This is a genomic window from Methylobacter luteus IMV-B-3098 (genome assembly GCF_000427625.1).
Lineage (GTDB): Bacteria > Pseudomonadota > Gammaproteobacteria > Methylococcales > Methylomonadaceae > Methylobacter > Methylobacter luteus.
The window spans coordinates 955122-977575 of the sequence record NZ_KE386569.1; the positions used below are offsets into that span (position 1 = coordinate 955122).

19 protein-coding genes are annotated in these 22454 nt (G+C 48.8%); 14 read left to right on the forward strand and 5 right to left on the reverse strand.

Annotated elements, in window-relative coordinates:
- The first annotated feature begins 420 nt into the window (after window positions 1-420).
- From METLU_RS0106280 to METLU_RS24670, 10 genes are all read left to right on the forward strand, one after another.
- A complete protein-coding gene (locus METLU_RS0106280; RefSeq protein ID WP_027157478.1) occupies window positions 421-2151 on the forward strand; it encodes an O-antigen translocase in 1731 nt (576 codons plus the stop codon).
- 164 nt (window positions 2152-2315) lie between these two features.
- Complete coding sequence (locus tag METLU_RS0106285) at window positions 2316-3293, forward strand: glycosyltransferase family 2 protein (protein ID WP_027157479.1); 978 nt, start codon at window positions 2316-2318, stop codon at window positions 3291-3293.
- Between the two features lie 175 nt (window positions 3294-3468).
- Window positions 3469-4434, forward strand: a complete 966-nt coding sequence (locus METLU_RS24660) for a glycosyltransferase family 8 protein (protein WP_051300225.1) — start codon at window positions 3469-3471, stop codon at window positions 4432-4434.
- 200 nt (window positions 4435-4634) lie between these two features.
- Window positions 4635-5624 carry a glycosyltransferase family 2 protein gene (locus METLU_RS26640; protein WP_027157480.1) on the forward strand — a complete coding sequence of 330 codons (990 nt, stop codon included), beginning with the start codon at window positions 4635-4637 and terminating at the stop codon, window positions 5622-5624.
- A 179-nt stretch (window positions 5625-5803) separates the two neighbouring features.
- Window positions 5804-6448, forward strand: coding sequence for a PKD domain-containing protein (locus METLU_RS0106300; RefSeq protein ID WP_027157481.1), 645 nt, complete (start codon window positions 5804-5806; stop codon window positions 6446-6448).
- 418 nt (window positions 6449-6866) lie between these two features.
- Window positions 6867-7250, forward strand: a complete 384-nt coding sequence (locus METLU_RS0106315) for a VPEID-CTERM sorting domain-containing protein (protein WP_027157482.1) — start codon at window positions 6867-6869, stop codon at window positions 7248-7250.
- Window positions 7251-7338: 88 nt separating this feature from the next.
- Complete coding sequence (gene xrtE / locus METLU_RS0106320; RefSeq protein ID WP_231383560.1) at window positions 7339-8997, forward strand: exosortase E/protease, VPEID-CTERM system; 1659 nt, start codon at window positions 7339-7341, stop codon at window positions 8995-8997.
- A gap of 312 nt (window positions 8998-9309) precedes the next feature.
- Window positions 9310-10506 carry an L-2-hydroxyglutarate oxidase gene (gene lhgO / locus METLU_RS0106325; RefSeq protein WP_027157484.1) on the forward strand — a complete coding sequence of 399 codons (1197 nt, stop codon included), beginning with the start codon at window positions 9310-9312 and terminating at the stop codon, window positions 10504-10506.
- A gap of 289 nt (window positions 10507-10795) precedes the next feature.
- On the forward strand, window positions 10796-11395 hold the full coding sequence (locus tag METLU_RS0106330) for a polysaccharide biosynthesis/export family protein (RefSeq protein WP_027157485.1): 600 nt from the start codon (window positions 10796-10798) through the stop codon (window positions 11393-11395).
- A gap of 17 nt (window positions 11396-11412) precedes the next feature.
- Window positions 11413-12771 (forward strand): porin family protein, encoded by a 1359-nt coding sequence (locus METLU_RS24670; RefSeq protein ID WP_196806510.1) that lies wholly within the window; start codon window positions 11413-11415, stop codon window positions 12769-12771.
- Between the two features lie 168 nt (window positions 12772-12939).
- On the opposite strand, the gene METLU_RS0106340 is transcribed toward METLU_RS24670, so the two are convergent.
- Window positions 12940-14055 (reverse strand): glycosyltransferase, encoded by a 1116-nt coding sequence (locus METLU_RS0106340; RefSeq protein WP_027157486.1) that lies wholly within the window; start codon window positions 14053-14055, stop codon window positions 12940-12942.
- Window positions 14056-14730: 675 nt separating this feature from the next.
- On the opposite strand from METLU_RS0106340, the gene METLU_RS0106345 reads away from it, so the two are divergent.
- The gene (locus tag METLU_RS0106345) at window positions 14731-14925 is read left to right on the forward strand and encodes a hypothetical protein (protein ID WP_027157487.1); all 195 of its coding nucleotides are present in this window, start codon (window positions 14731-14733) and stop codon (window positions 14923-14925) included.
- Window positions 14926-15451: 526 nt separating this feature from the next.
- Here METLU_RS0106345 and METLU_RS28285 read toward each other — a convergent pair.
- On the reverse strand, window positions 15452-16060 hold the full coding sequence (locus METLU_RS28285; protein ID WP_027157488.1) for an Lcl C-terminal domain-containing protein: 609 nt from the start codon (window positions 16058-16060) through the stop codon (window positions 15452-15454).
- A gap of 450 nt (window positions 16061-16510) precedes the next feature.
- On the opposite strand from METLU_RS28285, the gene METLU_RS29135 reads away from it, so the two are divergent.
- Window positions 16511-16729: a type I restriction enzyme endonuclease domain-containing protein gene (locus METLU_RS29135; RefSeq protein ID WP_081679033.1), complete on the forward strand. Its 219-nt coding sequence runs from the start codon at window positions 16511-16513 to the stop codon at window positions 16727-16729.
- Here the strand turns inward: METLU_RS29135 and METLU_RS0106360 are convergent.
- The 3 genes from METLU_RS0106360 to METLU_RS0106370 all read right to left on the reverse strand — a co-directional run bounded on the left by METLU_RS0106360 (window position 16707) and on the right by METLU_RS0106370 (window position 20784).
- Entirely contained in the window at window positions 16707-17114 is a 408-nt protein-coding gene (locus tag METLU_RS0106360; RefSeq protein ID WP_027157490.1) for a hypothetical protein, read from the reverse strand. The genes METLU_RS29135 and METLU_RS0106360 overlap by 23 nt on opposite strands.
- A gap of 339 nt (window positions 17115-17453) precedes the next feature.
- A complete protein-coding gene (locus tag METLU_RS0106365; RefSeq protein WP_027157491.1) occupies window positions 17454-19613 on the reverse strand; it encodes an amylo-alpha-1,6-glucosidase in 2160 nt (719 codons plus the stop codon).
- Window positions 19614-19632: 19 nt separating this feature from the next.
- Window positions 19633-20784, reverse strand: a complete 1152-nt coding sequence (locus METLU_RS0106370; RefSeq protein ID WP_027157492.1) for a glycosyltransferase family 4 protein — start codon at window positions 20782-20784, stop codon at window positions 19633-19635.
- Between the two features lie 478 nt (window positions 20785-21262).
- Between METLU_RS0106370 and METLU_RS0106375 the strand changes: the two genes are divergently transcribed.
- Both METLU_RS0106375 and METLU_RS0106380 read left to right on the forward strand, forming a co-directional pair.
- Window positions 21263-21565 carry a DUF167 domain-containing protein gene (locus METLU_RS0106375; RefSeq protein ID WP_027157493.1) on the forward strand — a complete coding sequence of 101 codons (303 nt, stop codon included), beginning with the start codon at window positions 21263-21265 and terminating at the stop codon, window positions 21563-21565.
- A 238-nt stretch (window positions 21566-21803) separates the two neighbouring features.
- Window positions 21804-22454 (forward strand): glutathione S-transferase family protein, encoded by a 651-nt coding sequence (locus METLU_RS0106380; protein WP_027157494.1) that lies wholly within the window; start codon window positions 21804-21806, stop codon window positions 22452-22454.

The following is a 22454-nucleotide window of genomic DNA, read 5'->3' on the forward strand; positions in this document are numbered from 1 at the left end:
ACCTAAATCGTTTTTGATTAACAAGATGGTTAGCCAGGCCCAGGCCTTGAGCGTTGGGATGGCTTATATTTGGTAGCCAATCCATTGCGGGAACTTGTCATGTTAATAAAGCGTATTCAACTTCAATCAGGGCAATTGATGCCTGTTTCCAAGTTTGCTAACGAAGCCTTTGGCTCGGTTATTCTGGAGAAATGCTTTAAATCACAGGGGTTTAGTTGTGTGCATTGCGACAAGATTGCATGAAGGCTTATGAAGGCTTATGTAAGACAGATCGATCGCGCAATACCTTGCTCCACTGTTCCGGCTAACGCTCCGATACCGAGGCATAACGTGAAGGCTTTCCTGTGGGGCTATAGTCACCAAGCCCTGAAACGATGCTTGATTCATTCGGCTGAAGCAATCCGCTAACCAGAAACTGCCATGACAAAAAAACATACCTACGGCCAGATTTTAAAATCTTCAGCGGTAATTGGCGGATCGACATTGCTGAATATTGCCATTGGGATTATCCGCACCAAGGCCATGGCAATGTTGCTAGGGCCGTCGGGCGTGGGATTGATGGGACTGTATGCATCGATTACCGAACTTACGATTAATATTGCCGGAATGGGCATTAATAGCAGTGGCGTGCGGCAGATTGCCGAGGCAGTTGGTTCCGGCGACACAGAGAGGATCGCCCGAACAGCCACAGTGCTGAGACGAGTATCGATTTTTCTCGGAATACTTGGGGCTGTTTTACTGGCGGTATTCTCCGGGCCCGTGTCCACTTTTACATTTGGGAATGATCAGCACAAGTTCGCCGTAACATTGCTTTCACTCGTTGTGTTTTTCAGTACGGTATCAGCCGGGCAGGGAGCCTTGATTCAAGGGATGCGGCGCATCTCCGATTTGGCCAAGATGGGGATATTGGGGACGCTCTTCGGCACATTCATCAGTATTCCCATGATATATTTCTTTCGTGAAGAGGGGGTGGCGCCAGCGCTCGTACTTGTTGCCGCGATGACGATCCTCACGTCATGGTGGTACAGCCGGAAAATACCTATTTTCACACCTTCAATAACAGCCTCTCAATTGGGACATGAAGCAGCCGCTCTGTTGAAGCTCGGCTTCGCATTCATGGCCAGTGGCCTGTTAATGGCCGGGGCCTCCTATGTGGTACGCATTATCGTTGTTCGCCAAGTCGGCTACGACGCAGCCGGATTGTATCAGTCTGCCTGGTCGCTAGGGGGACTCTATATCGGGTTCATTTTGCAGGCTATAGGCGCGGACTTTTATCCCCGTTTGACCGCTGTAGCCAATGACAATACCGACTGCAATCGTATGGTAAACGAACAGGCTTATGTCAGTTTATTGCTGGCGGGGCCGGGCGTGATTGCCACGCTGGTATTTGCGCCACTGGTCATAGCGCTTTTCTATACTCCCCAATTTCAAGGTGCCGTGGAAGTTTTGCGCTGGCTATGTTTAGGGATGGCCTTGCGTGTAATTTCATGGCCTATGGGCTGTATTATTGCGGCAAAAGGCGCTCAAAACTTTTTTCTGTTTTCCGAGGTGGCCTGGACTGTTGTCTACCTTGGCCTTGCGTGGGTGTGCGTGGGTTTTTTCAGCTTGAACGGTGTCGGTATTGCATTCTTTGCATCGTACATTTTTCATGTATTTATGGTTTATTTAATTGTCAGACGACTTAGCGGTTTTCGCTGGTCCGCTGCGAACATACAATTAAGTTTTCTCTTTCTTGCCTTGATCGGGGTGGTTTTCAGCAGCTTCTACGTATTGCCGCCATTGTTGGCGATGCTGGTGGGTGCGCTGGCTGTTTTGCTGAGCAGTGTTTATTCGGTTCAGGTTCTCCTTAATCTTGTCTCCCTGGCAGAGATTCCTCGCCCGGTGCTGAAGTTACTGCAGTGGTTCCGTCTTATATCTTCCAGTTCCAGTGAATATGACGGCCTGGAACCTATGGGCGAAATGGAGGCGGATGGCACAATTGTGGGCAATAAGCCATCAGCATGCATAAAAGCGTTGATAGTTGCATTTATGCTCTGCCTTGTGTTTTCCATGTGGATTTACCGGTATCAAGGAGGATATGGATGGTCGGCTGAATTGGGAGCTTTTGAGTCGAAGCTCGAGACGTTGCTATCAATTTTTTTGAGAAAATGAAGTCCGGCTCTGGTCGTTATATACAAGAAGGCGAGTACAGACATCGGGCATCTGTCCGGAATAACCGGCTCTGTCCTGTGCCGTTGACTATTTACGCTAGCTCTGCTGCATTTCCATTAATGCGGAATTGTTTCTTATCTAGCGCTATTTGGAAGGATTGTTGAATGAGTTCTATCGATGTGATAGTGCCTTGCTACCGCTATGGACATTTCTTGAGAGAATGCGTGAAGAGTGTTCTGTCTCAGTCCGTGCCTGATGTGCGTGTTTTGATCATTGATGATGCCTCGCCGGATAATACGAGTGAAGTCGCGGTTGATCTTGCGGGGCAGGATTCCAGAGTAAGCGTCTTACGACACTTTACCAATAAAGGACACATTGCCACTTTCAATGAGGGGATAGAATGGGCTTCTGCTGATTACTTTTTGCTTCTTTCGGCAGACGACTATTTATTGCCGGGTGCTCTAGGCCGGGCGATTGCTCTAATGGATAATCATCCTGAAGTGGGACTCACTTTTGGCAAGGCCATTATGCTTAATGATCACGCAATGGCAGAGCAGCCCATTATGAATGAAGGAAGTTGGCGCATATTGAAAGGATTGGAGTTCATTGAACTCAGCGGGGCGCGCAACATTGTATTTGCGCCCACTGTCGTGGTAAGAACGGAGCTACAGAAACGGTTAGGCGGATATCGCGCCGAACTTACTCATACGGGCGATATGGAGATGTGGCTGCGGTTTGCGGCACATGCTTCAGTCGGAATGTCTGAAGCCTATCAGGCGGTCTATCGTCGCCATTCTGATAACATGTCGCTCGAATATCTGGGCAAGTCTTGGTTGCCAGACCTTCAGCAGAGGGCGTACGCTTTTAATATCTTCTTCCAAACCTGCAGCGATGTTCTGCCGAATGCTCAACAGCTTCATCGCAAATTACTTTGGTTGCTTGCCTGCGAAGCGGTTGGTTTTGCAAGTGCTGCATTTAACGAAGGCAAAATGGAGGTTTCCGAAGCGATTTCTGAATTTGCACTCGGTATTTGCCCGGAAATCAAGAGATCGTTGCCATGGGCAAAGCTGGCCTGTAAACGAGCTATGAGTTACGAGACATGGCGCGCTTTGCAGCCGATTGTCGCCAAAATCCGCAAGTGATTGCTGTTGGAGCGACAGGCGAAATTGGCCTATGGCAGATGGGCGGTACGTTCAGTACCTGAATGGCAGTATGGACAAGATGTAAACAGGCTATGCGCCTGTGAATAATACGACGTTGGTTTTTTTTATTTTTCCCTCAACGTCCATTTATAAATCTACTTGGCTTTATAAAGATATGTCTGACTATGCTAACGTTTCTAATGAAAAAGAGGATTCAGGACGGCTTCCCCTCCCAATAGTGCTTGCTTGTGATGAGGCTTATGCGATGCCTTTGGCAACCACTCTCAGGTCGATTGTAGAGGCAAATCAAAACAGCTGGCCTCTCGATTTTCACGTTCTCGCGAATGGCCTCTCCGACAATACGCAACAGAAAGTGCTTAACTCCCTGCCCAAGGGATCGGCAACCATCCGCTGGGTGCCGGTGGACCTGGCGCTTTTCAGGAAGTTCTCGACCCTGTCGTACATTTCCAAAATGACTTATGCGCGTTTTGTAATTCCCGAGATTTTTCCTGACTGCGTATCGAGAGTCTTGTATCTGGACGCGGACATCCTTGTTCTCGACGATCTTCAGCCGCTTTGGGAAGCGCCCCTGGAGGGATTTATCGTGGGAGCCATACTGGATGGTCTGGACTCACTGATTAAGCGGGGAGAGCCAGGTCTCGACGGGGTGCCTAGAGTCCGGGAGTACTTCAACGCCGGTGTTCTTCTCATTGACCTCCAGCGCTGGCGGAAGGAACGGATCTCGGAGAAAGCGCTGGCATATCTCAATCAGTATCCCCAGTCGCCGTATTCGGATCAGGACGCTCTCAACGTCGCCTGCGACGGCTTGTGGAAAAAGCTGGATTCGCGATGGAACTTCCAGGATTTTTATGAGAAAAAAAGGCTCTCAAACATGATTCCGGCGCAGCGGCCCGGGATTGTGCACTTTGTGTGTAATCCGAAACCCTGGGACCCAAGCAGGCCCAACTTGAATGCTGCCTTTTACGATGCCTTTCGAGGCCGGACTTGTTTTGCCCGCACTCCCCTGGATAAGTTATGCGACACACTTCAGGGCTATTGGCATCAATTGAAAGATGTTCTGAGACAATACCCGTTTATTCGAGTCATCTGGAGCAAGGTTAGAGAGGTAAGATGGACGTAGCCGAATAAAAAATTGCTGAATTTTTGCTTTGGAGTTTTGACCTGCGCGCCGCTGAGAGATCCAAGGATATTGTTCCTTTATGCCTTTGGACATCTCTTCGCAATTTAATATTAACCGATCGAAGTCTGTTAGCAATTATTGAGATAATTTAACTTAGTTAAGAGCGGGAGAATCTCAACCATAAAACAGGATAAAAGCCAATGGTCAGTAAATCTCCTTTAGTTTCCGTTGTGATTCCAACTTACAATCGCGCACTCTTTGTAGGTGAGGCGATTGAAAGTGTCTTGAGTCAAACATTTACTGACTATGAAATTATTGTCGTGGACGATGGGTCCACGGATAACACCAGGGAATGCCTTAAGCGGTATGGAAACAGCATCAAATATATATATCAAGAGAACTCCGGTGTAAGCGCTGCGAGAAATACGGGTATAAAAAACGCCAGCGGTACATGGCTGGCCTTTCTGGATTCTGATGACAAATTCAGAGCGGAGTATCTTGCCATGCAAATGGAGCGGGCAGGCCAGTTTCCTGGCATATGCATGCAGACGACAGACTGCCAGACCTGCGAATGGGAAGTCAACCGGTGCACTTACTTCCGAATGAATGGGGTTATGGCTGAACTTAAAGGGCGGGACTATTTGTTGGTTACCGAGCCCTTTCGTTTTGTCGTTATGCATTCGCCATGGCAGGTAGGATCAACGGTTTTTCATCGCGATGCCATACAGAACGCCGGACTATTCGATACCACCTTCAATCTTTCCGAGGACTTCGATCTCATGGCGAGGGTGGCCCTTCAGGGGCCGTTCGGAATAATTGGGGAAGTGTTGGTCAATATGTACAGAAGGGAGGAATCAACCGAGTGCCTGACTGACCAAATCAGGAAAACCCCTATTCAGGCCAGGGAATCGGAAGAAAAAGTATACAAGAAACTGCAAGCGATTCAGACGCTAAAACATGAAGAGCGCAAGGCATTGAACGCACTGTTCAGCAGCAATCGGCGTGCGATAGGAAATCTCTTGCTAGAGCAGGGAGATATTGCCAATGCCAGGAGATCTTACCGACAGGCGTTCTTCGTCGACCGGTCAGTACGCTCTCTGGCAAAGTATTTACTCTCTTATTTCCCGGTAAACGTAAATCTGTGGGTGAGCCAGAAGTTAAGAAAAAAACAAACGCTGATTCCTGAGTAACGCTTACGGTTTTCCGGATATAGCTGCCGAGCCCATGATGCCATAAAGAAAATCGGATTATTTGATACGGCCTTCAATCTTTCCAAGGACTTCGATCTCATGGCGAGGGTAGCCTTCAGGGGGCTTTCGGAATAATTGAAGAGATGTTGGTAGACATGTACAGAAAGGAGGAAACGATTATGAACAATTATTTTACAAGTACTTCCTTGCGCGAGCTTTTTCCGCGCCTTGGGCCGGCCGGACTCGCGCTGTTTTTATGTAGTGGCCCGCTGTTCGCGGCCAACGTGAACCTCGCCTGGGATGCCAGCAGATCGGCCAATGTCGGCGGTTATATCGTGTCGTATGGCGAAGCCAGCGGCAAGTACACCTCGAATATCGATGTGGGCAACAAGACCATGCTCACTGTGTGCGGATTGGAAGAGGGCGCCAGATATTATTTCGCGGTGAAGGCCTATGATGCGGGCCGGAAAACCGAGAGTGATTATGCCGGCGAAGTCAGTAAGACAGTGTCTGCCGCAACGTCACTGGCGGCGGATTTCATCGTCAGTACAACAAGCGGCGATCCGGGGTTAGTGGTGAATTTTACACCGCTCAACAGTGGAGCAGCCACAAGCTGGAAATGGGATTTTCCCGGTTCAAACACGCCTACCGTCACGAACTCAACTGCCAGGGATGCCACCGCAACCTATTCGAGCCCGGGGACATACAGTGTAAGTCTGACGGTAACCGGACCCAATGAAACTGTCGCCAAAACCAAGGCGAACCTGATTAACGTGAAGGCTACAGGCGGAACTACCAAAGGAATCAATCGAAGGCATGACTGATCAATTCTGGAGTAAGGCAAGTGCGGACGCGTACGCCGTTGTGGCCTTTTGCATGGCTGTAGATCAGGTCATTACGTGACACTACTTAGGTATTGGTACCCATTGTAAGGTTGAGCAAGAATAAAGAATAATGATTATCGAGTAACGTACCTATAGACTGGACGACTAGGTTAGACCGCTAGAGTATAAATGGATAAGTTCGTGAAGTTAAAACATTTTTTCTGAAAAAATTTTGACAATGCCGTGGCCCAGTTCAGTAAAAAAGGCAAGAAAATGAATATCAGAAAAAGATCGGGAGTGTAACGGCCCGGAGCCGAATGCCATATCGTTAAATTTCAGTCGATAACTTGGCTTTGTATCTATAAACGAAAGTAGTTTGGCTTTTCATCTATAAATGAAAATAAACGAAGGAGTTTATATGAATATTCGACAAACATTATTAGCGGGTATAACGGTTATGTTTTTAACTACAGGCAATGCCTGGGCTCATGCGGATAACGATGCAAACCATGAGTCGAATTGGTTCTCTCGATCGACACTTGTACATTTTTGGCAGCATAAGCTGAGTTCCTGGCACCATAAGATACATGTCTGGCGTAATAAGATGTGGTTGATTGGGGATTATGAGCCGAAGCATTCTTATGCATCTACAGTTAACGGTGGAGGTACAGGCGGAGTTACAGTTGGAGGCACACGCGGCGTCGCTCCCGAAATTGATGCCGCATCCGGAACCAGTGCGATCGCTTTGCTAACCGGCGTTTTATTGCTGGCGGGCGAAAGGTTACGGTCCCGACGTGTTTAACATTTTTTAGTCTTGAGCGTTAAACCGGATCAGATAGTCATATTCTGATCCGGTACTTTTTACTTTAGCGATGATTTCTGACTATGTAATGCAATTTCAAGTAATCGCAACCTCGAAGCGATTAGCGATTCGCTGGTTGTTGCTTTTCACTGTCGTGGCGTTCGAACTCATAGCGATGACCGCCCGGTATGAAGTGTCTCCATTTTTAGCGAATGATGCCAGTTGGTCAGCGCGCCTGTTCTACTCCTCGAAAGAGATCTGGACGTTAAGCCTCTGGATTAGCGGCGCTTGTCTCCTTATCTTCAGTCCTCGGATCAGGAGTATCATCAGCGATTTACGAAAGCACTCAAGCAGGCATCGCTGGTTGATGTGGCTGGCTTTCCACGTTCTTTCTTTCGCCTCGTTCGCGGTTGTTACCGCACTTATATTCACAACGCCAATTAATCCCGCTCATCTCTCTGCTCCCTGGTTTTATGGCTGGATTGCGTTGTTAAGCGCAACTCTGTTGCTGTGGCTGTTTGCTCTTGCTCCCGGTTCTTTCTGGTTGCGACTGATCCGCCAGGAACATAAGACGCTGCTCATAGGCTGTCTGCTGGGAATAGGCGCCTGGATGCTCATGGGGATGCTCAATCGACAAGAAGCCCCGCTTGGTCAAAAAGAATTTTGGAATTCTCTGTCCATGCCTACTTTACAGCTCGTCCATGCCATGCTCGGCTGGGTTTATTCCGACCTCGTCTATCAGCCGGAGGGGTTCTTGTTGGGCACCGCCTCTTTCCAGGTTAAAATCAGTTATGCCTGTTCAGGTATAGAAGGCATTTCGCTGATTACTATATTTCTTGTGATCTATCTTTGGTTATTTCGCAAGAACCTGCGCTTTCCGCAGTGCTTCTGGCTTTTTCCTCTCGGTATAACAGTCATCTGGTTAGCCAACGCCGTGCGCATCGCCATGCTGATTGCGATCGGGGCATCCTTTTCTCCGGAGGTGGCGCTACAGGGGTTTCACGCACAGGCCGGCTGGATAGCCTTTACCTTGATTGCCCTCGGGGCGATTGCCTTGTCGAACCGAATGCAGTTTTTTGCTATTACCGAGCCAATCTTTCCAGTTGAGAGAACCCGTAAACCTCTTGCCGTCGCTTTGCTCGTTCCCTTATTGGTTCTGATGGCTGCCTCAATGCTGACGTCAGCTTTCTCCAGCGGCTTTAACGAGCTATATCCCTTACGTGTGACGGCTATCGCCGTGGTGCTTTACTACTTCCGCAAGGCCTATAATGGCCTCGGTTGGCAATGCTCCTGGCAGGCGCCGGCAATCGGGACTGCCGTGTTTCTGGTCTGGATGTTACTGGAGCCCGATGCCGACAGCAGCCAGACCGCGTTATCACAAGGCTTGGCGGAACTTACAAGCGGATCGGCAGCGGTCTGGCTGATTTTTCGTGTGCTCGGCTCGGTAATCGCCGTGCCTTTGGCTGAGGAACTTGCTTTCCGCGGGTACTTAATTCGTAAGTTGGTTGCGAAAGACTTCGAAAATGTACCGCTTGGGCAGTTCTCATGGTTTTCATTCATGCTCACATCCATACTTTTCGGATTACTGCATGAGCGCTGGGTTGCCGGGACCTTGGCCGGAATGGGTTATGCTTTGGCTCTATACCGCCGCGGGCAGCTTGGCGATGCCGTTATTGCCCATATGACGACTAACGCGTTGATTGCCATTTTTGTCCTGACTCAGGCGAAATGGTCATTATGGTCTTAAAGGATGATGAAGATAGAGATGATAAAGCTCTGTCGCACAATTGCTGATTTGAATAATATTGCCGATCAGGACTGTCGGGTTTATCAGCAAAACTACAAAAAACGATGGTGTTGAAATAGTGCGCATGATGAGAAGGGGAGTGGTTCATTGATAAAGAGAAGTTGGCTTACAGCAATTTGCCGCTCTTGCAGGATGAGTTTTTCTGCAATAAAGCTACTTGTGGCCTATCGATTATTTGCATCAGAGTCCCTTGAAAATCATCGAAATACATAAACTTTTTCACGCCATCTCCACAATTTTGAGTATAACGCTATGGGCACACAAAGAACCTTTCTCATTATCGGCGGCGGTTTGGTCGGGTTGGCAACTGCCTATCGGTTACTGGAACGGTTCCCGCTGGCGCGCATCACCCTGCTTGAGAAAGAAGCGGCCGTCGGCGCGCACCAGAGTACGCACAACAGCGGCGTATTGCATGCAGGACTCTATTATGCGCCCGGCTCAGCCAAAGCGAAACTGGCCGTCGTCGGCATTCGGCAAATGACGGAATTTTGCCGTACGGAAGGCATCCCGCATGAAATATGCGGCAAACTCGTTGTGGCCGTGACGGCCGAAGAACTGCCGCGACTGGACGAATTGCTCCGGCGCGGCATCGCCAATGGACTGCAAGGGCTGCGGAAAATCGAAGCGGCTGAAATCCGAAAAATCGAGCCCTATGTCAATGGCATTGCTGCTGTGCACGTGCCGGAAGAAGGCATTGTCGATTACCGGCAGGTCTGTGATCGACTGGCAGCGCGTATTCAGGAACGAGGAGGGCGCATTGTCACAGGTGCCAGGGTTGCAGGCCTCGAACGCAAAGCCGGCGCTTGGGTCGCCGCTACGAAAACGGAAGAATTCGATGCCGATTTCCTGATCAACTGCACCGGGTTGCACTGCGACCTCGTGGCTAAGATGGCAGGCGAGCCGCGAGATGTAAGAATTGTTCCGTTTCGCGGTGAATATTACCATCTCAAGCCAGAGGCCCGGCATCTGGTAAAAAACCTGGTTTACCCGGTGCCCAATCCGCAATTTCCATTCCTTGGCGTTCATTTCACGCGGATGATTCAGGGCGGCGTGGAGGCCGGTCCGAATGCGGTTCTTGCTTTTGCGCGCGAAGGCTATCAATTAACGAAATTCGACCTCCGTGATATGTTGGATATGCTTCTTTTTCCAGGACTGTGGCGTTTTCTCCGTCAATATCCTGCCATGACCTGCTCGGAACTGATCCAGTCGTTCAGCAAGACGCAATTTTGCCGTGCACTACAACGGCTTGTGCCTGACATTCGTATCGCTGACCTTGCGCCCGGAGGCGCGGGCGTTCGCGCGCAAGCGATGATGCCTACAGGGAAGCTGGTGGATGACTTTCATCTGGTGGTCCGTCAGGATGCCTTGCACGTCCTTAACGCGCCAAGTCCTGCTGCTACAGCTTCACTGGCAATTGGCGAACACATTGTCAGGCAGTTGCCGATTTAAAGAGCCGGGTAGAGTTGCTGGATGGAACATTCATTCGATAAGCCGCTGGAAAGAAATAACTCTCTTCCGGTAAAGATGATAAGCTTATGATGGAAGTTAGGGTTGCAATTAAAATGTAGGTTGGGAATATTGGCTATGCCTCGATCCCTGGAAAAGAAGAAGCTATTGCGGTTAGGTAAGATGTTTAAGTGCCGGTTTTTCATCCGGTTAGTGGTTTGAAGTTTTTCAACTCAGTTTAGTGGTCAATATATATTGATGAGTTAACGTAACGGTTTGGGAGAACAAGCAAATGAACACATTCACCTTGAAGAGTTTGATATTTCCATATTATAAAGGCAGTCTCTTGACTTTCTTTTTCGGTTGCATACTTTGGCTGCCTGGCCAGGCTTTAGCCCTGGCGAATGACAATTACCGCCTTAATCCGGGCGACAAATTGGAAATTACCGTTTGGGAAGAGGAAAAGTTAAAACAGAATGTAGTGGTGCTGCCGGATGGCACAGTTTCTTTTCCCTTGGTCGGACATGTCGCCGCAGCCGGTAAAACAACCGAGGAGTTAGTCAGTTTGTTACGGGAACGTCTTAGAAAGTTTATCCCTGACTCTGAAGTAAACGTCAGGTTGCTTGCCGCAGCTGGCAATATGATCTATGTGACCGGCGAGGTTGCCCATCCGGGAGCATTCGTGATGACAAGGCCCACAGATGTGATGCAAGCCTTGAGCATGGCTGGCGGACTAACAGAATTTGCCAAAAAAAACAGCATTATCGTGTTGAGGCGTGAAGCAGACGGTCAAGCTAAATCCTTTCCTTTCGAGTACGGTGATGTTGAAGACGGCGAAAATATAGAGTCGAATATTTTATTGCAAAGCGGCGATACTATTGTTGCGCCCTGAACTAATTTAAGGAAAGCATGTACTACAGACGAAAAATGGCAATGCTTGCGTTGGCCGGCATTGGTTTTGGAAAAGATATAGCCGCGGCCGAATGGGAATTGACAGGCGATCTGGGGCAACAACTTGAGTACAACGACAATATTTCATTGAACACTGTTCGAAATGACTCTGTCGCTGGATACATTTTGATGCCCAGCGTACAAGCCAGCCGAAAAACGGGGGTATTGGATATTGCCTTTGATGGACAGGGAGATATTCGCCGTTATGACGATTCGCTTTGGGACTGTGATAACTATAGGCTAAGACTGAACAATGAGTATCGGACCAGGCGCAACGAGTTTGGTTTACGTGCTGAATACAACGTTAGCTGTTCCTATGCGCAACAAATCACGGATACAGGGTTGCTTGTGCCCAATAGTCAGTCTGAAGAGTATCTGGTGGCTCCCCAGTGGAACTGGCAGTGGACAGCCCGCGATCAGTTGGTTCTGAATGCTTTGTACTCCAAGACAAGCTATAGCAACCCATCTAGCGGGATTGTTTCAGATGCTGACAACGTTTTCGCCAATTTCAGCGGCAATGATACCTACAGTGCCAGCCTGGGCGGGAATCATGAGTGGACTCGACGCTTTACCTCAACTGAAAGAATTTATTATTCCAATATCCAATACACGGGGTTGGACTCATCGATTCAAAATGCATCGGCTCAAAATGAATCGACTCAACATCTGGTTGGTTTTGAACTGGGTGCGAATTATGTAATCAATCGCGAATGGGCCGTTAATGCTAGTGGGGGACCGGTATGGGTTGATGGTACCGGACAGAATTTAGTCGGCACTCTGCCGGCACAAGACTCTTCGTGGACTGTAGGCAGTAACGTCAATATCAATTTAAGTTATAACGACAAACTGACTAAGTTCTCTACCGGTTATTCCAACTCTGTTGACCCGAGCGCCATCGGTCAAACGCTGCAAAATCACTCTGTCTTCGTTAAGTATTCTTATCAATTAACTCGGCATGTTCTGCTGGATCTCTCAGGCGATTTCATAAATAACCAATCGATCAACGGCAGTCAGTCGACCGGTAGCCAATTTGATCGTCTCTACTTCACTACGGCCGCCGGCATTGCCTGGGAGCCTACGAGAAACTGGCGGCTCAAGGGCAGCTACATATACAGCTGGCAGGATTACCAGCAAGACCTGGATGTGCAAAATTTCCAGAATCTGCAAGGTTTCCAGAATGTGGGAACGAGCGATTCTAATGCCGTGATGCTTTTTCTGAATTACTCTTGGGATGGAATCCGAAATTCCACTGGTAAAGGAACTGGAAAAGGAACTGGAAAAGAAACTGGAAAAGAAGTTAATCGTAATTATGAATAAACATTATCAATGTTGCGCTTCAAATAATGTTGACACTGTTGCTAACAGCATTATCCCGTTTTCAGGATAAAAAAACATGCAAGGACTATTATCGGTCTCTATGCGTTTCGCCGGGTATTGTCTGCTTGGATTGTCAATCCTATTGCCGTTAGCGTTGCAGCCCGCAAATCAACTAGCCGTTCGTTTCGTTATCGGCAGTCCCTTCAAAAATAGAAGCTTCCGGTTCACCAATGCGAAGCGATGCTTCAGCAACCGCAGACGGAACAGAATGGGCCTGGGCAGTAGCCTCGTGATGAGAAAAGTGCAATAAAAGTCTCCCTGCCTCGACTGCTTCAATTGTTGAAAGAAATAGAGCCGGCGGAAGAACCCGCTGTCGAGATATTTCCCCATCAGATGGTACTGTTTTCGCAAGCGCTCGACCTCTTGATGAGTCGATTCGAACACCTGTTCATCAATAAGCCCCTGGCTCTTCGCTGTCTGCAGATCCAGCAGGAAGGCCGCGTACATGGTTTCACGATTCCTGATGTCGCGCCGGAAACGCTGCTCGTTCTGTTCCAGGGCCTTGATGTCCAAACCGGACTGGTTCTTGCGGAGATACATATTGGTATCATGCAGGCGGTACTTGACCAGCGGTTCATTGATATAAAACAGCCCATTTACCAGCACCGACCGGAATCCGATGACGTCATCCTCATGGACAATATCGTCTGGCAAGTTTCCGAACGTGTTAAACAGGCTCTTGCAAAAGGCATGCGTGCAACCGAATAGGATCGGTTTGAGCGTTTTTGCATAGCAGACAGGATCGACCAGCTGAGCCATGAGTTGCCCCGGTTCGTACTTTTCTTCATTTTTGAAAACGGGATCGATCTCCTGACCATCGATATCGATCTGAATGAAGTCGGTGTGCAGCGAGGTGGCACGCCGCTCGGATTTTTCCCACGCCTCCCAGGAAACCAGGGTGCGCTGCGGCAGTGAAATGTCATCAGCAGCCTGAACAACAATAAATTCTCCGCTAGCCATTCCGACGACCGTATTGAAATGACCGCCTATGGAGCGACGCACGGGATTGCGGTTCAGCCTTATCTGATGTGGACCTTTGTAGCTTGCCGCCATCTCCTGCATGATGGTAAACGTGTTGTCATCGGAGCAATCATCGGACAGAATAATCTCGAGGGGGGAATATGTTTGTGCAAGGGCTGCCTTGACCGCCTCGCGCACAAACGGCTCTTGATTGCAGGCGAAGACGGCAAACGTTACCAGTGGTTTTTCAAAAGATCCGGTCATAAAAGGATTAGCCTCGGTTCGGGATTGGAGAAGAGTGCTAGTTTTGACCTGGTCGTCCTCCTTTAATCCGCCGCTTGCTTTTATAGGCGTTACGCCTACCAAAGGAGGTATAAGTGGACCTTCTTTATTTACATCAGTACTGCATAACTTATACTAGATGGGCTATATAGGCACTAATTTTAAGGGTTTTTTAAGAACTCTTCTGTTCCATGTGATGACTGTCCGCTTTCTGCTGATATATTGACGATATATTGGTCCTTCGGGAAGATCTTATGTGACTCTAAGCTGAGCTTAAGGTAAATCGAGAGTCACCCAACTGCTGGATTTTTTCGTGTTTAGTCTCATTGCTTCGTGAATTTCGTCTCTGACCTCCTTTGATTTGGGTTTAATGTTATGAATAACCGCAAACTCTTCATATAGTCGACATAGAAGTCTAAGGCTCGGCTTAAGAATGATTAACCACCGTTTGCTATTGAGATATGTGCAGTCGTATAGCCCGGAACTCAATACAGTTCGGATCGGCTCAATTAATAAAATCAGTTACGCACAATTGATAGGTATTAGTGCTTAAGTATTAGCGCTAATTGAATTAAACGTATAGTCAATCATACTGAAGCTCAATAGACATCTGTAAATACGCCCGATCCGGGTTACAACCTTGCAGGAGGTCAAAAAGTGTCATTGATAACCGTTGAAGTTTTAGACAAGGAAACCGGTAAAGTCAAAGCTATGCCGGTTGCTGTTAACCCTACGTTTTTACGGAGAGATGACCCGCCTGATATGCTTGATTACATACAGCGCATAATTGATCCTCGGCACAAGCCGGTTCTCAAGCCGTTAAGAATAACAGAACGCTATGGACACGGCTAACTCAAGCTAACTCATTGCCCGATAAAACCAAAGGGCAGAGTGCCTGTCTTCCGATCAATAAAATATGGAGCAGGAAATGGCAACTTTGAAATTGAAATAAGAAAATGGATAAGGCAGCGATTACAGAATTGTTAAAAAAGAATTCGCACTGGATCCACAGAGCGACAACATTCTAGTAGTTGGTCTGGGCAGAACTGTATTTCAGCGGCGCGCTACTTGCCAGATTTAGGGATTAAGTTCGCTTTCATCGATGCCCGAGCTAAGAACCGGATCAGTTGATCGGAAGAAACTGGAAGGGCCAGGGTATGAATTCTGATTTATGACTGGGTGATTTTGCTGGTCGGGTTAGCGTAGCGTAACCCGACCTACGAGGTTATTGTGCTTAAATTTACGCCTCGTTTTATCCCTAATTTTACTGCTCCAAAGACCTTGACATTACTTTTTTATACTTGAGGATACTTGGCACTTTTACGCACCAATGGCTTCCGCTAAACAAACAATAACTTTTTGAGACTTTTGCCGCACATCAGCATAGCGCATCTTTGCCAGATGCCGGCCGTTTCCGCAGGCTCATCAATCCCAGCAGCCCGCTACCCATCAGCCATATCGCACTAGGCACTGGCACCGAAGAAGGCGCTGTTACATCACCGTCACGAATAGCCCAGGCATACCACGTGCCGTCCTTAGGTACGTAATAGTTATGTACGCCGTAAAGAGTATCATAGATATATGCAGCATCGCCCCATTGCTGTGGATCCGGAACTTCGTCAGATGTCCAGTACGCACTAAACTGGAAATTGCTGAATAAGTCGTAATTGCTATTCTCCTTGATCACTTCGGTATTCCACGGCTCAGCACCCAATTCAACATAAAACAAATGATCCATTTCATCATAGCTGGGTAAGCGCCAGTCATCATAGCCCCCGTATACCAAATTGTCCGCCCAGTCCATCGCCTGATACCAGGTCATTGTCCCATTCAAATCGGCGTTTTGCATCCAGGTTCTGTTGGTGTCGCTATCGTAAATCAGATCAGATGTGCGTTGTGCTAAAGATGCCGCCGGGCTACCTGTAGACAGTGCCAATAAGCTGGTTGCCAGTATCGATATCAATAAATGTTTATTGTTTTTTTTCATGTTTTATCACAAATAATAGAGTATAGATGGGTTGTCTGAAGTTATCCGTAGCTATACGGCTACTCCTTCGCATCCATAAAGCGTCATGGATCACGAATGTTATTTCTTGGTCATTCCAGTAAGTGCAGAAACAATAGCATTTGTTATAGTGATAGACGCGGAACAGTTAACCAGCAAGAGTCTACCCCAGACAATTTACCGACACATCAATCGTGGCAAGCTTTCAAAAAGCGGTAATAAAAGGACCAGCATCGTCGAGTTGATGCGCGCCTATAGAGACTTTCTGGACTTTGATACATCAAAACTGCTCGCCTAGCGGATTGAATCAGTCTCAAAATGTACTTTACTCTTTATATTCATTCAGTTTCAAGCTGTTTCGATATTAATTGGCTTTGCACCGATAAATTTAATTATTGCATTAAATTAGCTATCCGATGAAGTTCTAAGGAAATTGCTCACAAGCCGGCCGAAAGCCTGCGCCAGAATCTCAGCGTTGACTGGTCTGAATGCGAAAGTATCCGGGCCGAGCTGCGGTCGATGGCAAAGCGGATACTGCGCAAACTCAAACATACGCCGGCTCAACAGGAGTCGGCGGTGGAACTGATCCTACAACAGGCGCAGGCACTGGGTAAGACGTGGGTTCCCCTTAATAAGGATAATCATAAATAGAGAGATCAGGATAAAAACGCGGGATCCACGGCTGGAGTTTGAAGATTTCAATATCGTTCCGAACTTCCAGCGCCTGCGCGGCTTGTCGGACTGCATTGGCCTGCAGCCAGACGGCGGCGACTTTTGCTTCCTCAATCCGGAAGGCGCGCTCTCTTTCCCAGGCTTCGGCCATGGCGGCATCCGCCACCCGGATTTCCTCTCTTTTTATGGCCCAGCGGTGTTGCGCGGCAAGCTGTCGCTGCTTGGGAATGTCGTTGATCACCATCGGCCGGATGGAAGGCTTATGAGGGCAGGGGTCTTGCTGATATTTACCGGGGGCGCATTTGTAAACCTGAGCGTAAGCGGAAGTCGGTAGCAAGACGAGCAGTAATAAAAATACTTTCATTTCATCCTCCTTTACAGGTGGTGTTTTGAGTATTTATGCAACTGATAGCGGTTGTAGAGTCGAATTCATTTGTGCCCTGGAGGGTATTCGACCCGGTAATAGCCCGCAGGAATTTATAGCAGACTGATGAAAAAGGTATGCAACCCCCTCCGTGGGGATAGATGCACACCCTGCCTAATTCATGGTCCCATGCTCTGCGCGGAAACAATAGGCTCAATCTTTATGATTGAATTATGTGGTAATTGTTCAATTTCTATCACTTCCATTGCCTGCCGACAACCGGATACCGAGAAATGCTCAAAGACTGCGCCTTAATTAGCCTAAAGCGGCCACCCGGCCTCAGAGTACAGCGACCAGCCCAATTTCGCCGTTGCGCCGTTCCACGCTGACGGCTACATCATTGCCATGTCGTCGAACAACCAGGTCAATGGTGGCAGTGCCGTAGCGTAAATCCCGGATACGTAGCCAATTGAGATAACTCGGAAGGCGCGGGTGATGTAATCGAAGTCGCGGGCGGGCGCTCTCAAAGCTAATGCCCAGCATGGCCTCGATCAGCATGAATATTGCGCCACTGGCCCAGGCTTGAGGGGCACAGGCGACCGGATAAAGTATCGGGCCTTGCCCCTGCATGCGATTAAAGCCGCAAAACAGTTCAGGAAGCCTGTGTTGATCGAAGAAAATGGAGGCATTGAACAAACCCTCGACAAACTTCAAAGCTTCATCGACAAAACCATAGCGCACCATGCCGGCGGCTGCCAGGGCAGTATCATGTGGCCAGACCGAGCCGTTATGATATGACATCGGATTATAGCGAGCCTCGCCAGCGAATATGGTTCTTAGCCCCCAGCCGTTAAAAGCATTTTCCCCAGTCAATTGCCTGACCAGCCGCGCGGCACGTTCCGGCTTGACTATGCCGTTATAAAGTAAATGCCCCGGATTAGAACTGCGGACTGCACAGGGTTTGCCCGTACCATCCAGAGCCAGGGCATAGATGTCGAGATCATCGATCCAGAAAGCTGTTTCAAAATCTTCCCGCAGGCGATCGGCTACGGTTCGCCAGTAGTGCGCTTTGTCTTCAAACTCAAGGCGTTCGGCAAGCTCCGCACCGCATTCCAGGGCTTCCCAGGCATACCCCTGAACCTCGCACAAGGCTATCGGCGGTACGGCATCGCGGCCATCATTATGAAATATTGAATCGTTTGAATCTTTCCAGCCCTGCTGGACCAGACCGCCCGCCACATGCTGGCGATAGCTGAGAAAACCATCTTGCTCCAGTTTCGTAGTGACCCAGTTCAGGGCTTCTTCGATATGAGGCCAAAGCTCCTGGATAAATGCCAGATCACCGCTACGCTGAAAATAACGGCCGGCAAGCACTACGAACAAAGGCGTTGCATCCACCGTTCCGTAATACCGGCGAAAAGGGACTTCATCCAGAGCGGGCATTTCGCCTTCACGCATTTCATGCAGAATTTTTCCCGGTTCGGCTTCTCGTTTCGGATCCTCCGATTCGGCCTGTGTCGCGGCCAGAAAGGCCAGAACCCCTCGCGCCAGCTCCGGTTGCACCCACAGGGTTTGCAATGCGGTGATCAGTCCATCGCGTCCGAAAGGAGTGGAGAACCAGGGAATTCCTGCATAGGGATAAGGACCGTAGCTGGTTGCCGTGGTTAGAATCTGCAAATCGGCGGTTGAACGGTTGAGCCATTCATTGAATTGTTGGTTATCGGTCCAGATCGACGCGCGGGACGCCCGGTCGGCGGCAATTTCACGGTTTTTAGCGTCAACGGCTTCCGAATGACCGAGCAGATAAAATCGGGCTTCGCCGTTAACGCATGAAATCAAGGATTCCAATTCGTAACTTTCTCCCGGTGCCAGATCGATCCAGAATTTCGCTTTATCGTTGACCAATTGATCGGGCTGCTGGTTAAAGCCGATGCGTGTGCGCCGGGTAACATGGTCCAGGCCTTCATAAGTCAGAATGACCGCGTTTTGCTCCAGGACCGGTTCTTTCTGCTTGCCCCGGCGCTCGCGCTCCGTGCCGCGCACTTCGAAGATATCGCTAAAATCGGCGTCGAAGTGATACTCCAGACAGAAGCGGTGCCGTTGATCATGGTAGTTGACTATTTTCAGGTGCTCACTGAGAGAACTGTCATGGGCGATCAATTCACGATGCAGATGCAGACTGCCTTTAGGAAGCCAAAGCACTTCGTCGCGAAACAGATCCGGCGTGGTCTGGTCGACCACCAGTCGGCTGTTGTCGAGCCGAACCATGGAATTGAGCAGCATCGGTTCGCGTTCGGCGAGTTTGATATGCCAAAACGACAAGTGACGGGTGCCGAGAAAATAAAATCCTTGTTCGCCGAATCCCACCCAGCTTATTTCGCCATGACGGCTGAAAACTCCAAAGCTGTCGCCTGATTTAAGCACCTTGGTCCGATCGTCAGCGCGCGAAGAAGTGGCCGAAATATACCAACTATTGTCTATTTGTATCGAACCTTCCATTTCATTCTCCGATTTATCGTTAAAGTTTGTCGGAAGTGCCGGTCGATGCAGTGGCTAGCCGTTGTTTCCAGATCTCGTTTGGCGATGTTTTCCGATTTTTACGCATATTGAGGAGGAATGCGCCGGAATCCGACAAGGCGTTTTCCTGCTGCACCATCAGCTTTTGATAAGCGTTGACATAATTTTTGGCCATCCGGTCCGCCGAGAAGCGCTGCTCGAAATAGCGTCGACAGACGCCGCGATCGATTTGGTCGATACGGGCTATAGCCGAAACGGCTTCTTCTTCGGATTCCACGATGTAGCCGCTCACACCGTCAGTCATGACTTCGGCTACGGAACCTCGAGGATAAGCGATGATTGGCGTACCGCAGGCCATGGCTTCAATCATCACCAGACCAAAAGGCTCCTGCCAGGCTATCGGGAATAGAAGTGCTTTTGCGCCGCCCAGCAATTCGTTTTTGCCCTGTTCATCCACTTCGCCGATGAATTCGATTAATGGATGATCAAGGTGAGGACGAATGCGGGTTTCGAAATACTCGCGATCCACGACGTCGATTTTTGCCGCCATTTTTAGCGGCATCCCGGCGCGCAGGGCAATTTCGATAGCCGCTTCGGCGCCTTTTTCAGGTGATATACGGCCAAGGAAGGCCAAATAATCGCCGGCATTGGCTTGGAAGTCGTATAAATCAACCGGAATACCGTTGTACACCGTATCGGTCCAACGTGCCATGGATAAAGGTTCGCGCTGATGATTGGCTATCGAAATTACCGGCATATCCAGGAATTCATCGAATAATGGCTTAAGGTCGGGTAAATCGAGCCGGCCATGTAAAGTTGTTACTTGCGGTGTCCGCATCTTCCGCGATAAAGGAAAATGGAAATAGTCGGTATGAAAGTGAATTATGTCAAAGCTTTCGGCAATATTGCTTACTTGAGCTAATTGCAACATATGGCAAGCCATGGGGTCGCGTTTCTCAGGAGCCAAACGCAAGGCTTCCGGAATAACAGCGTGTAATTTGGCGCTGGTGCGGGAATCGGCGCTGGCGAAGAGTGTGACTTCATGGCCCTGCTGCACCAGGGCTTCGGTCAGGTAGTGAACTACTCGTTCCGTTCCGCCATAGGCTTTTGGTGGAACGCTTTCATGCAAAGGAGCGACTTGGGCAATTTTCATCTGTATAACCTCTTGATATATTAATAAAAATTGTTTGGGTTCGGCAATGATATAGACAGGTCGGCTTTCTTCAGGCAGCAGGTTTTAAAGGCAGTACGATTAAAAGGATTGGTATTGCAAACGGTGAAGGCCGGGTCTGCATAACATTAAGTAGTCTGGGGACAAGATCCTCATATTTCAAGTTTTTTTGGGGGCGCCTCCTGGGAGTGGATAATTTTTGGCTCATTATATGCTTATATAACGAGGAGCTGAACACGGCAAGCAGGGCAAAAACTATCCGTGTGTCCTATTAATTCATGGAAACCTGTTGATCAGGCTCGAACTGATCAATATTTTTAAACAAAAATTTGATCTATGATAATTAATCCTTATGATTCCATTATGAGCCAATTGTTCAATAACCGCCGGAGATATGGCGTTTATTATCGTTATGACGTTGTAATTGGCAGTGTTTTTATCAATATTATCGGGAGTGTAAATGACATCATTCTGCCATTGGGAGGGCGATACGTTGGTGCTGAATATTCTGGGGAGGCCGCGCGCCAAACGCACGGCGATCGGTAAGGTCATCGGCAAGCAACTGGAGGTTCATGTTGCGGAGATGCCGGTAAGAGGCAGGGCTACGGCGCATCTGGTGCAGTTTTTGGCTGAGGAGTTCCAGGTCGATATCAGCGCTATCGTGGTCGTGTTCGGCGTGTACAACGTCAATAAACAACTGCGCATCACAGCACCCGGGCGGCTGCCTGCCGTTATTCCCCAACCGCCTGAGCGTGGGTCATAACTTCGGCAGTCAATCTGCGTATTTTGCTTACAAATGCTTTTTTATCGTGGCTGGATGTTGCTCAGTCAGCCGTATCTCAATCGATCTGTCATCCTTTAACGGCTACCGCATAAAAAAGACATCATTTTCATCGACGTTCGCTGGCCCTTCGACTTATTATGGTAGGCTGGATAAGGCGGCAAACTGAGCGTCTGCAGCGAACAAACTGTAATTCTTAGCGTAAAAGGAGTTAAACCACATGAGCATGACCTTAGTTATTGGCAACAAAAATTATTCTTCCTGGTCCCTGCGTCCCTGGCTGTTCTTGAAATACCATGGCATAGCCTTTGAGGAAATCAGAATACCGCTGTATCAGGCGGATTCTAAAAGCCGGATTCTTGGTTTTTCCCCATCAGGCAAAGTGCCGGGGTTGATCGATGGTGGACTCAAGGTCTGGGATTCGCTGGCTATTATGGAATATCTGGCCGAACGGTTCCCGGAAACGCAGGCTTGGCCTGAAGATCAAGCGGAAAGGGCGTTCGCGCGCTCGATATCGGCAGAGATGCACGCTGGTTTTACGGCTCTGCGTACGCATTGCGGCATGAATTGCCGACGATTGCCGGCGACTAAAAAAATGCCCGAAGAGGTATACAGGGATATCGAGCGTATCGGGCAAATCTGGCAGCAATGCCGGCAACAGCGCTGGGACAGGGGTCCCTGGCTGTTTGGCCAGTTTACAATTGCCGATGCCATGTTTGCGCCGGTGGCTTTGCGTTTTCATACGTATCAATTGAGTACCAACGCGGAAGCGCTAGGCTATGTAAATACGGTGCTTGAATATCCGGCCATCAGAGAATGGGTTGAAGCCGGCAAGCGTGAACTGGAAGTGATTCCTGCATTTGAGGACTAA